The organism is Selenomonas ruminantium AC2024, assembly GCF_000687995.1.
Taxonomy (GTDB): domain Bacteria; phylum Bacillota; class Negativicutes; order Selenomonadales; family Selenomonadaceae; genus Selenomonas_A; species Selenomonas_A ruminantium_B.
Genome location: NZ_JIAC01000001.1, coordinates 945,030 through 957,521, shown reverse-complemented (window position 1 = coordinate 957,521; position 12,492 = coordinate 945,030). Strand labels below are relative to the sequence as shown.

Genomic DNA, 12,492 nt, shown 5'->3' with positions numbered 1-12,492 from the left:
GTACAAGTCTTCTGTGAGCTCATAAACAGCCTCCCTGTTGTTAGAATGTTTTTTTAGCAGTTTACTCCCCTCCGATAAGAAGTACTTTTCCTCAGGATTAATAATTAATACAGTTCGCCAAGCTACGCTTTTCGTTCTAGACGGCTTTATCGCAACAGTATCAACAGAATCAACAATATCGCCAATGCACCTATTATCGGCAAAACAATTTTCTCCAGATTCTCCTTGCTCTTTGCCTGATTTTTTCCCGATGGTGTTCGACTGATTGGACGAGACTGTTTTTTTTTTAGCTCTGGCCCCTCGATGCGTGGAATAGGACTGACTGATGCGTATTTCTTTCTATCCTCTGCCAGTTCTTTTTGTATGCGTCTTTCGTATTCTTCCTTGGATTCTTTCGGTTGCACAACTTTGGACACAGCCGAAGCTATTTCGACAGGTTTGGGCTGTAGCTCCGCTTTTGTCAAAACCTGGTGCTCATCAACTGCACTCTCAGAAGTCTCCTCTTTTCTGCTTATATCATCCGCATATATCACTTGAGCCACTTTTCGCATATGGTCTACACGTTCTTTGGAAAAGTTCTTTAATAAATCCTTCTTTAATCTCTTCCAATAAGCCTTATCCCACTGAGTAGAACTTTCCTTGGAGCTGGACAGTACCTGATGTGACTCAAATAACCCAGCCTTTAACACTTGATTGTAATCATCCTGATATTTTGCAAAGGTGGGATCCACATCCAAAGCATCCTTGAAAATATATTTCAAGCCCTCTATGTCACCATTGGCAATACAAGTCCTTACCGAATCATGCATATCTCACCCTCCTAAACATCTAAAATACCGTTCAGTTCAGCAATATTGGCCTCAATCCATTTTATGATTTTCTTATTCTTTTCAAGTTCTTCTTTTCTTGTTTTCTGGTCGACCGTGCAAGCCTTAATTTCCTTATACTTTTCGCCAATACGTCTATCTAATTCATCAAAGCTATTAGAAAACTGCTTCTTCATACCGTCTATCTGTTCCTCAGCGTAACCAAGTGATTTTTTAATGCTCTCTCCCAGCTTTTGCTGATATTTTGCCAGAAGATCTGCCTGTATCTTATCCTTATCTGCACGGAACTTCTCGGTAGTTCTAGTACGCTCCTCAAAAACATCTCTTTCTACTGTCTCATAATCAAGCACCGTCTTGTATACTTTCTCTGTGCGATAATCATCCACATTTACATAATACGTTTCATCCACATAATCATCCCGCCAGAACAGCAAAAATTTCCACCCCTGCTTGTCGGGATTCTTCACTCTTCTAGTGCGCTCTACTTGATGAGAACCTGACTTTACCTGGCGTGTCCCCACTTCTTCCTCATGCGATCCCACTATGACATCTTCCTTTTTAGTGCCTATCTTCTCATGATAAGTCTCTTCTTCTATGGTAGTCTCACCTATGGCCTCCGCTTTTTCCATAGCAAAGGAATCGGAGCGCCAAGCATTGATGCTCTCCCGAAGGTTCATCAAACCGTCCTTCACCAGGGATGCTGTATCAAAGTCTAACGCCTCTACTTGAGCCTCCTTATCGAAGCGATTGAGCTTCTCCTGGTATTCCCATAGCAGTCCTTCGCCAGTTTCTACCAATTCGCGATTGATGATGGTTTCCAGTTCAGCTGCCAATTTAGCCATAGTATTGGATGCCATATCCGTGAACTGATTTACCAGCCGCACAGCCTCACTCTTACTTTCAATAACATCATCATATCTTCTAAAAATTTGAATAATCTCGTCCTCTATCTTATCCTGCAACTCCTCGGTTTTCTCCTCTATAGATTTCATCGGATTGAAAGCATTTATCTTAGCTTTGAATTTTTGTGCTTCTTTGCCGTCATCTATACGCGCCTGAATAATCTTCGCACGCTCATTAATTTCCCTTAGTGCATTTTCATCCGTAGCCACCGTTGCCTTGACTTTTGCCAGGACTTCACTGGCTTCCAATACGCCTTGAAAAGTTTCTACCAGATCCTTGATTTTTTTAGTCATAGCATATTTTTTCACATAGGCGATGATGGCAGACTCTATAGAGCGTATGCCACAGTGGATTAACACTTGCCCTTTGCTGTCTTTACTATCTAAAGCAGCAGCTAATTCAGCATTCAGTTCCCGCTTGGCTATAGGAGACAAATTACTGTATGCTTCTAAGTGCATGGATTCATGCTTCCTAAACCGTCTCATTTTGCTAATAGTATCCAAAGCTGCATTAGGAAGGTTATCCATATCATCCAATGTTAACTTAGCAGGATCTATATCCCTGAGATATGTGCGAATATTCAAGGCTGTATAAGCAGAACATGGGAAAATCTGCGGATTCTCTATACCATGATTAACTAAGTAAGTCCTTGCCTTCTCAATGGCAGATTCGATATTCTCTTCCTCCGGGTTGAAATCATCCATGCGGTTTATGGCAAACAAAAATCTGTCCCGCATCAATTTTCCTCCGGTACGGATTTTCTCTGCCACATGATTGAGTAGATGATCATCATCATTGGTAGCCAGTTGCGTCCCGTTCAACACATACAGTATTAAATTGTTTGCATCACTTTCTACAGCTCTATATGTTGTATTTTTATGGGCTTGATTCTGTGAATTATTTGGTCCCGGTGTATCCACTAAACGCAAAGCCGTTGTGTTGGCATCGATAAAAGGGATATTGCCGGATATGGCAATTTCTTGCACTTTAGGATCTTCATTCAGCTCCACCATATTCTCATAGGCTATATTCTCTATTTTTGAGATGATATTTCCCTCTCTATCGTATGCAATTCCTTGAAAATCATCTCTGTCATTATCGGTTATTCGGGTTACGGTGGCTGTGCAAGCCTCATTTTTAGATGGCATCATCTTCCTTGATAACAAGGCATTGATTAGTGTAGATTTTCCAGAGCTCATCGTAGCAATGACATTGATAGGAAATACAGCATTCTTCACATTATCAAATGATTTTTTCAGAGCTTCATCTTTGAATGCCTCTACAGGAGCATTCTCATCTCGCAAATCATCAAAAATCTTTGTCAATTTCTCCACGATGTTTTTCTGAGACTTCCCTGCGATGAATTCCATAGCAGGCGGCTTTATAACACCTCTCTCCACTGCCTGATGAAAGGCATCTTCAAAATCATCCCAATCCATTTCCATGCCGTGAAATTTTATATCAAAATCTACAGTGTTGACTGCTTTTCGCAATTCTTCTGGAAAATCCCCCACCCATTCCTGTAAACGCTTGTCCTTGACATATTTGTACAGCCTGCTGTCTTTTTCTATGGCATTGCCATTAATCCTAATTTCTGTTTGTAAACGATAGGGATTATACTTAACATACAATTTTGCCATCAAATTTTTCCTCCCTTGCATAGTTCCATAATGATCATGGCCACATAATTAATGCCTGATAATGTATGTAGATTTTCAACCTCGGAGTCAGTACAATGTTTTGAAAATTCCTGCGCATAATATTGAGGAATACCAAAAGTCTCGAAAAGACGTTTACATCTGCGTCTTTCCAATTGATCTTCCAATTCTAACTCTCCCTCATCACTCAGTGCTTCAAATCCGACCTTAGCCGATACAGGGCAAATCATCGGTGCCTTGAACCCCTTGCTTGAAATATACCTGCGAACCCTTCTGATAATCTCCTTCAAATCTTCCTCTTCTGGATTTAAGCAATCTATCTTATTAAGCAGGAATAGCACTGGTTTTCCCATTGCATGCTCACGTACAAACTCCATATGGTAGCTATCATCATTGACCCCAATCTGCGAGGCATTGATGATATAAACCAGCAAATCATAGTCTCCCTGCTTTATCTCCCGCCTCGTTATATCCCGATGACTTCTTTCCATGCTAGAATTTACCCCCGGGGAATCTTTGATAACAAGATCAAACTCTGTCAACTTTCCACCGAACCCCACCAGCACAACCTCTTCACTTTCAAAGGTACGAGAAATTTTTCCACCTGAGTTTGCAAAGGAAAGAATGCGGTCAGTACAGGCCATATTTTCTGTCTTGCTCACTTTTTCACCTATGAGAGCATTGATGAAAGTGGACTTGCCTGCGCTCATAGTCGCCGTTACCAAAATCTTACAAAGTTTTTTCTTATAACCAGTTTTTTCCAAAAACGCATTCCTAGGCCCGGAAAATTTGCTTTCTTTCCTGCTTGCTATATCTGTGCCATATAGAACAGCCCCCATAGCTTGGGCCTCTTTAACATGGAAAACTTCCACAGGCACATTACCAAATTCCTCGCGAATACAGTCTCCTACCATAGGCATATATGAAAGTCCCCCCGTAAGCAGCACCCGCTGTACAGGAATACCTATATCAAGCGACCTAAGCATATTTAAAATTAGCAGCCTGTATCCATAAGTCAGTTCATACATTTCCCCTTGGCCAATTTTTCTACACAAATCAAATATTTGTGATCGTTTAGCAGCAAGCTGAGGCAAATAAATTTCGGCTTCATGCTTACTGGAAAGGGAAATTCGAGCATCTTCAGCCGCATTATACAAACGTGGCATTGCCCCCTTAAGACCATACAGACTTATGCCGTACTCAGTAGCGAATTCTTTAGCCAACCTGTCTACAATTTTTGTATCAAAATCCAGCCCCCCAAAAAACATCTCCGTATTGCCATAAAGCTTTTCTATCTCTCCCCCTTTGATACTGCCCAAAGTCACGCTAAAAGTACCTGCCCCTCCATCACATATCAGGATATTCTCCCTGTTTTGATTGCAATATGCATAATAATGCATAGCAGCTACACCATCCGCGATAATTTGTACCCGCTCGAAGCCCGCTCGAACTGCAGCCTCGTTGACCACTTCCGTCTGCTTGCCCTGCAATCTCTCAGGCAGACAAATCACAACCTGTGAAATTGTCCTGCCCAAAAATGATTCGCCCAAAACTTTGAGCTCATTGAACATATCTGTGAGCAATGTAACGGGATAGTAAACTTTTCCTTCCAACCAAGGATATTTGCCACCAATAACAGCTTCTCTTTTAATACTGCTTACAGCAGAAAGATACGTACTAGGTTTACCTTTTGTTCCCCATGCAGCCACACCTTTACCACCATCTCCTGGAAAAAAAGCCGTGTTCCCCTCGCTATCCTTCACACATTCAGGGATGCCATCCTTTACAACTGCCGCTGTCAGGGAACCCGTACCAAAATCAATACCTATAATCTCTGACATTGTTAGCTCCTGTAATCCTTTCCTCGTTTACATATATATTCTCATATTCGCCCACGTCTTCAGAATCCCTTCGCTATTCTAAATAAATGGAAAAACCGTACCGACTATTACAATAGGACAGTACATCTCCTTTTGCTTCGAAACGCGCCATAGTTACTCACTATATCACATGCCACATCTGAGTATAATTTTATTTCTAAATTTTCAGTTATTTTGTTTTAAAACATCCCCCTCTTTTTTTATGCATCTTTTACATCCTGCATATATACTTCAGCCGCTTTCGTGAACCATTGGCTCATCCGTGTTCTCAATTCCTGCGGAGCAAGAATTTCTACGTTCTCGCCCTGCATGGCTGCCCAACGGATAAAGCCTTCGCCAAATGCAGTCACTTTTACTATGACGCAGCCATCTAATTCCTGTATAATCTCATACTTCGGTACTCTGTCCAAAACAGCTTCCAGTGCTGATTTTCTGCATCGCAGCTTGATTTCAAAGAGTTCTCCCGCATACATGAATTGCACTGCTGGGCGCATATCGCTATAGCGGAAATTCGTATACAGTGAATTTTCCCCCACCTTGCCCAGCACCTTGACAGATTCTATACGGTCCAGGCGGAAAAATGCCGGATACTCATACTCGGATTCATCGCGGAACGCCACAAGGTAAAAGTAGAACTCTGCAAATACGATATTTACAGGCAATACATCCCGTTCAATTCGTTTTCCGTCTGCCTTTGTGTAAATAATCTGTATTTTTTGCTTGCTGATTATGGATTTATTGATTTTCCACTGCAATTCCAGTATATGTTTCCCATGCAGCGGTTCGATATAGTTTTTCAGTTCGTCCTCGATGGCATGGTAAAGTGCTTTCCTATCATCATAAGGCAGAAGTGAGCGAATGGCACAAACCATGCTCATCATTTCATCATGGCACAATGCACGGCTTCCCAACAGCACTTTCAAGAGAGCCATTACATCCATGCCTGTAAACTCATGCAGGCCGCCTCTAGACAGATAGTAACATTTGTCGTTGCGGTCATAAATAAGCTCGTCCCGAGCATGCAGCTCCGACAGCACATTGCGAATATCGCTGATATCGCGGTCAAAGGTACGACTATTGATTTTGTACTCCTCGATAACATTTTCCCGGTTAAGCCGTTCCCGCTGTAACAGACGGCAAAACAAGTGAATAATTCTAAGCGTTGGCTTCATTCGCTCACACCTCCCTTCTCCATAAACTTATTTCAATCATACAACACTACTACGACACCACATGTCGTTTTACTAACTTAGCAGAAATTTTTTCACAAAAATATGCCCAGCGCTTACTCGGCGATGGGCATCAGTGATGTCGTAGCTCTATTTTCATATTCATAGTATGCAATTAATTTTCGGCATATTCACGACCTTCCCGACAAAAAAGGCCGCACAGCTTCTGCTGTACGACCTTCGCAATTTACCAGTTGTTATTTACAAATTCTACTGCATCATTCTGTGGCAAGGAGTACCTTTTTATCAGTTGCTGAACAGCTACATCCTTATCAAGATTAAGGTCTCTCACCGTAGCAATAACATTCTGCATCCCTTCCTGTGCAGCTTCAGCACGGCCTTCCGCCAATCCTTCCTTACGCCCTTCCTCACGGCCTTCTTCAAGTCCTATATTACGCATTTCGCGCATTTTCATCTCGTAAGTCATATAGCTCCTCCTCTCCCGTTCGATAGTCTTTACGTCCTTAATTTCCTGGTCTAACTCCTGAACGAATTCATCATTGCTGATTATTCCATCCACATAGTCCAAGAATGCTTTAACGTCTGGCGTAACATCATCCATATTTCCCTTGGTGCTGAGGAACACTTTAGTGGAACCATCCGGCATCAGGATATTCTTATCCTCTGTACAATAGTTACGGAATGTATAGATGTGTCTCTGTTCATCCAGAATTGCAAAAGGACAAATGAATATGATGTAAGTATCATTCAGCTCATCATATTCAGCTCCCGTGGCCAGCAGGTCAACATCAATCATCGACTGGTAGTAACGGGGACGCTTGAACAACGCCGCATCCGTCAGCTTGCGCACCTGCATTTCCACATTGTAGACCGTGTGCTTTTCATCTTCCACATAGACATCCAGACGAACCCCCTTGCTCTGGTAGGTGGCCGTTATGGTCTTTTCTTCCTCCAGGTATTTTATATCATGAATTTTGATTTTGAGAATCTTCTCCAGCATCTTCTTACAGATGCGTTTACGGCTCATGACCAGCTTGAACATGTAATCGTCCTGTATGGTCAGTTCTTCCCAAGGTTTGATTGTATACGCCATATTACTCGCCCTTTCTTCATCTTCATTATACAGCAGATAAAGTGAACGTGTCTATCCCCATCTATTCGTTCTGACAGGTGCCGGCCCAATACAAACTGTATAAAAATCCACTAAATTGCAATCCAGGGACCCGGATAAAAAACCTATATAAGGACCAATTTAGTGGGGCATCATTCCGTCCAGCCTGCATGAATAAGCCACCAGACAGCAAGCGCTCCCATGGTAAGAAGCCCGCCCAATATCCAAAAGATATATACCAGAATGTCATAATTCCTGAGGGTTGCATAACTGTTATACGGATTGGCCGGTTCATAGTGCAGGACTACATCTTCATTTGTTTTTCCAGGTTCTGATAAACCAATATCCCCTTTCTTCTCATAGTGCTTTCCCTGTACATCATAGGCATATACTGGAAACCACATGTAACTTGTTGCAGAATTAAAATCATCGTATACCTCTTCTTGCAGCCAGCGAATTACGCGTCCTGTTGTTTCCGCTGTACAAACCTCCAGTTTCCTTTTTGCCATCCACCTTATACCACCAGCTGCAAATATAAAGATAAGACCTGTCAGCAGTATAAACGCGAGTACCCATAACGATTCAGACATATTTTTCCGTCCTTCTTGTACAATCTACATGAACTTCCTGCGGTTTGCCTTTCTACTTTTATCCCACCAGCTCATAAACGATATAGAAAAACACCAGCGATACGAATAGTGCCGTATAGCTAGCCAATCTAAATACCCGCACCTGTCTTAAATAGATTTCTTTATTCATGTAAAACTTATATGGCGCCTCCGGGTCGTAGTGAATGACTGTCGCTATCCCGGCTTCGCCTTCTTTCGGATAGGCTATGGGTTCTTCTTTTTCATAATGCTCGCCTCCCACGTTATAGGAAACGATTGGATACCAGCCATCTACGCCTGCTCTATAAATGGAGTGATGATATTGCCAGCCTACAAGAACGCCCTGTACCTCCGCCGTATAGGTGGCAAATTTTTGCAGATGACTGCGATAAAGTACCTTGGATAAAATAAAAAACAGCAAGCTAAAAAATAACGCCACTGCAGGTACGGCCCACACCACTATTTGTTCCATAGAATCACTACTCCTTAAAATATTATAGATTATGCATTACGATTGCATTATACGGAGTGAATATTAAAATACAATTAACCAAAAGCATAAAAAAATACCGGATTAGTCTGCTACGACCAATCCGGTACTTTTCTTTGCTTATCTCAGGAATACCACTCTAGTGTTATCCAAGAAATGAGTTGCGCCGTTTTCGATGAGGATGCGATTGGCATCAGCCACAGACAACACCGGGGTGCCGCCATGGTTTTCTACATCAACAGCGCGGACAATCAGCGGATTGCTGCCAGCGCGTTTTGCACCGCTCATATCCTTGGCATAGGATGCCATGCCGTTTTCAATGACCTTGTCATAATCGAGGTTTTTATAACCGTAAATGGGGCTGCCGTTAACATTCTTGATTACGGGGCTCATGACCGGTTTCAGGCCCAAACCGCGGCAATCTACAATCAGTCCCGTGAAGCTGCCAATGGCTTTGCCATCCGGAGCCGTTGCAGCAGAGCTGCCATGTCCAGATGCCGTGGAAGTTTCCGGCGTAATCCAGCCGCCGCCATCATGAGGTTTCACCGGTGCAGGCAGAACGTTCGGCACCTGCTGCGGGAATGCTTCTCTTACAGCCGGACGGTCAATCACGGCACTAGCCAGGGAAGAAACACCGAACATCGGCACTTCCATGGTCACTTCATAACCGCCATCACTGGTCTGGCCTTCCGATACAATGCGGGCACCGCGAATGGTTGCCTTTACTTTCGTGCGAATCACATCACTCTGTACAGCCGCCATATTCACAGTGGTTTCCGAATCCACGTTCACACCGCCCACGTATTCAGCCAGCTGACGGTAAGCATCCGCAATCGCCGCCCGCCGGGCCATCATACGTGCCTGCGCCATGGTTCTGGCACCTGCTGGAGCTACGCCGCCACCGGTTGCCCGAATCACGTTGCTGTTCCAGTCCACATTTTCCGCAGCCAGAACCGTAGCCATAGAAGCTACCAGCATTGCTGCCACCAGGCTCATTAAGCCCAATACTTTTGCCAATCTGTTCATCATAATCCCTCATTTCTTCCCTTAATATTGATTTCTTTATCACGATGAAGTTATCTTGTCTTCACCTGTAATATCGCATGAAAAGATTAAAAAAGCATTGAAATCCGATTAAATTTTAATTAAAAATTGCCTTAGTCAGCTTTTTTCTTTTTATTATCCTTTTTGCTGTCTTTGGATTCCTGTGCCGCCTGCTTTTCCGCAGGCTTTTTCAGCTCGGCAATTTTCTTTTTGACCGCATCATTGACCTTGGCCCGCTTGTTTTTTTCCGTACGCTCCACCATATCGTCAATATGGGCATAAGCGTATTTCAGAATGGCCTTGTAGAAAACACCGTCCACATCTTTTTCCGAGAGGTCGGCGATTTTGACGGCCTTGTCGGAAGTGGTGACACTGAGTACACCCCAATCCTCATCCAAATCTTCATGTTTAACCACCGTCACGGTGCCTTGGGCCAAATCAAAACGCAGGTATTCAGCGGTACCCACAAGGGCTTCGTAGCCTTCCATCGGCAGCATCTTCCAGCGGCGCTTGGCCTGAACATCCTGAATCTGCACAGAATCATATGTTTTCAGTACCGGCACCAGCATGATGTTGGCATCGAGAATCCCCTTGCTATCCTGTCCAAAGTACATATGCTGCTTGTTAAAAAAATAGTTTTGACGAGAGGTAGACTGCACCCACTGATAGATGTCCGGTGAAATCACCTCGTCTGCCTGTGCCTGCGGCTGTGCCATAAACAGCATGGCCGCCGCCAAAATTCCTGCGCCCCAACGCATTTTCATATAGAATCCCCCTAGCTCTAATTTACAACGTTTCTATTCTACACCTTTTTGCTGAAAAAATACTGAAGAAGTCAGTCATCCCGCTCCTTGTAGAGTTCATCCAGTTCATAAGGCGTTTCCTGATAAACGTAGTAATTCAGCCAGTTGGCAAAGAGCAGATGAGCCACGCTGCGCCAGCGCACAATCGGCTTTTGGCTCGGGTCATCATTGGGATAGTAATTCTGCGGGATATTCGGGTTCATCCCCGCTTTGAAGTCCCGGTCATATTCCTGCTTCAAGGTCGTGGGGTCATATTCCGCATGCCCCGTGATAAAGAACTGGCGCTTTTCCAAATTGGCGATGATATACGGGCCTGCCGCCCCCTCGGCTTCCGCCAGAATGGTAAGCTCCGGCACCTTCAAAATATCTTCCTTGTGCTCCTCCGTATGGCGGGAATGAGGTACATAGAACACATCATCAAAGCCCCGCAGGAGTTTTTCATGCTCCACACAGAGATGATGCGGGAACACGCCGAAAATCTTTTCGGGCACCTGGTACTTAGGAATACCATAATGGTAGTAAAGACCCGCCTGGGCACCCCAGCAGATATGGAAGGTGGAATAGACATGCTTCTTGCTCCACTCCATGATTTCTGCCACTTCGTCCCAGTATGCCACTTCTTCAAAAGCCATGTTCTCCACTGGAGCACCGGTGATAATCATGCCATCGTATTTCTTATGGCGTACCTCATCAAAGGTGCCATAGAACTGCGCCAGATAATCCATGGACGTATGGCTGGGGGTATAGCTCTCGGTGTAGATGAAATCCACTTCCACCTGCAGGGGAGTATTACCCAGCAGCCGCAAAAGCTGTGTTTCCGTAATGTACTTAATGGGCATCAAGTTCAGAATAAGGATTTTCAGAGGACGGATATCCTGGCTGTAAGCCCGGTCGGCATCCATCACAAAGATATTTTCCCCTTCGAGAATATGCGTTGCTGGCAGCGCATTGGGTATCTTAATTGGCATCTAACTAACTCTCTCCTTACTCCAAGCCGTAACGATGTACCCAGGCACTATGGGTTTCCACGTAATTTCTCAGCTCGATGATATAACGATATTCTTCACTGTTGCGGCTCACCATGCGGTACTGACCGTCAATGGCCGCATCCAAGGACTTCCAGCCCGTTTTCGGCGTCCAATACTGGCCGGCAATGGCTTTTTCCGTAGCCTGCGGCAGATTGACCGCCATCTTCAAGAACTTGATTTCCATGACCTGGCCATCGCTGTTCTTCACCTCCTGCCACTGCCAGAACACCAGATTGCTGCCCTGCATGCGCATGGTAGAAGTGTCTACCTTGGTATGGGTATAGATGCCATCCGGTGAGGTGGAATCAAACACGGTCAGCCAGCGATTCTTGGCATTGACCCGTTCCATTTCCCGGCTTTGATGAAAAGCCTGGTCTACCGTTGCCGCATAGAAATCTTCATTGAAGTTCTGGGAATTGATTTCCTTTTCCTTGGCCGCCGGATTTGCTTCCGACCAAATTACCTTGCCACTGGCATCATAAAAATGCTCCGCAATGCACTGCACCGTGCGGAACTGCGGACGAATAACCAGCTGTGCCGTGCTGAAATTCAGCTTGGAGGCATCCGGGAACTTGTCGCTGAGGCCATAGGCCTTCAACGTATCCTGAGCACCGCCGTAGCTGTAGGTGGTCTTCGTCCAGACCTGAATCTCCGTGGGCACCTTGCCATGTGCTGTTTCCACCGTGCGGGTCACCACCACGGATTCCGGGTCAAAATATTTGCTATAGTTATCATCTGAGGCCAACCAGTACCATTGTTCTTTCGCGTCAGCCGGCTTGCTTGTTTGCGCCGCTGCCGCCTTGGCCTGATGGTCAAAGTCAATATGTGCCGCCTGAACAGCCTGAGGATTTCCCAGCATAAGAGAACTTGCCAACAAACTCAGTCCGATAAAATTATACATTCGTTTATCCATAGTGTTCACCTCATGTTTCATCATCTAAAATTCAAGC

11 protein-coding genes are annotated in these 12,492 nt (G+C 44.4%); all 11 read right to left on the bottom strand.

Going from position 1 to position 12,492, the window contains the following annotated elements; translation table 11 throughout:
• Positions 1-146: 146 nt before the first annotated feature.
• The 11 genes from P157_RS0104445 to P157_RS0104395 all read right to left on the bottom strand — a co-directional run bounded on the left by P157_RS0104445 (position 147) and on the right by P157_RS0104395 (position 12,455).
• Entirely contained in the window at positions 147-809 is a 663-nt protein-coding gene (locus P157_RS0104445) for a hypothetical protein (RefSeq protein ID WP_026759949.1), read from the bottom strand.
• A gap of 11 nt (positions 810-820) precedes the next feature.
• Positions 821-3,370, bottom strand: a complete 2,550-nt coding sequence (locus tag P157_RS0104440; RefSeq protein ID WP_026759948.1) for a dynamin family protein — start codon at positions 3,368-3,370, stop codon at positions 821-823.
• Positions 3,370-5,229, bottom strand: coding sequence for an Hsp70 family protein (locus P157_RS0104435; RefSeq protein WP_026759947.1), 1,860 nt, complete (start codon positions 5,227-5,229; stop codon positions 3,370-3,372). The genes P157_RS0104440 and P157_RS0104435 overlap by 1 nt, the downstream gene beginning before the upstream one ends.
• Positions 5,230-5,468: 239 nt before the next feature.
• Entirely contained in the window at positions 5,469-6,440 is a 972-nt protein-coding gene (locus P157_RS0104430) for a helix-turn-helix transcriptional regulator (RefSeq protein ID WP_026759946.1), read from the bottom strand.
• A 244-nt stretch (positions 6,441-6,684) separates the two neighbouring features.
• Positions 6,685-7,551, bottom strand: a complete 867-nt coding sequence (locus P157_RS0104425; RefSeq protein WP_037368109.1) for an Rpn family recombination-promoting nuclease/putative transposase — start codon at positions 7,549-7,551, stop codon at positions 6,685-6,687.
• Between the two features lie 170 nt (positions 7,552-7,721).
• Positions 7,722-8,159 (bottom strand): DUF3592 domain-containing protein, encoded by a 438-nt coding sequence (locus P157_RS0104420; protein WP_026759944.1) that lies wholly within the window; start codon positions 8,157-8,159, stop codon positions 7,722-7,724.
• 58 nt (positions 8,160-8,217) lie between these two features.
• Positions 8,218-8,649: a hypothetical protein gene (locus P157_RS0104415; RefSeq protein WP_026759943.1), complete on the bottom strand. Its 432-nt coding sequence runs from the start codon at positions 8,647-8,649 to the stop codon at positions 8,218-8,220.
• A 138-nt stretch (positions 8,650-8,787) separates the two neighbouring features.
• Complete coding sequence (locus tag P157_RS0104410) at positions 8,788-9,693, bottom strand: LPP20 family lipoprotein (RefSeq protein WP_026759942.1); 906 nt, start codon at positions 9,691-9,693, stop codon at positions 8,788-8,790.
• A 131-nt stretch (positions 9,694-9,824) separates the two neighbouring features.
• A complete protein-coding gene (locus P157_RS0104405) occupies positions 9,825-10,475 on the bottom strand; it encodes a hypothetical protein (RefSeq protein ID WP_026759941.1) in 651 nt (216 codons plus the stop codon).
• A 71-nt stretch (positions 10,476-10,546) separates the two neighbouring features.
• Positions 10,547-11,482 carry a homoserine O-acetyltransferase MetA gene (metA, locus tag P157_RS0104400; RefSeq protein WP_026759940.1) on the bottom strand — a complete coding sequence of 312 codons (936 nt, stop codon included), beginning with the start codon at positions 11,480-11,482 and terminating at the stop codon, positions 10,547-10,549.
• Between the two features lie 16 nt (positions 11,483-11,498).
• Positions 11,499-12,455, bottom strand: coding sequence for a hypothetical protein (locus P157_RS0104395; RefSeq protein ID WP_230578439.1), 957 nt, complete (start codon positions 12,453-12,455; stop codon positions 11,499-11,501).
• Between the last annotated feature and the right edge of the window lie 37 nt (positions 12,456-12,492).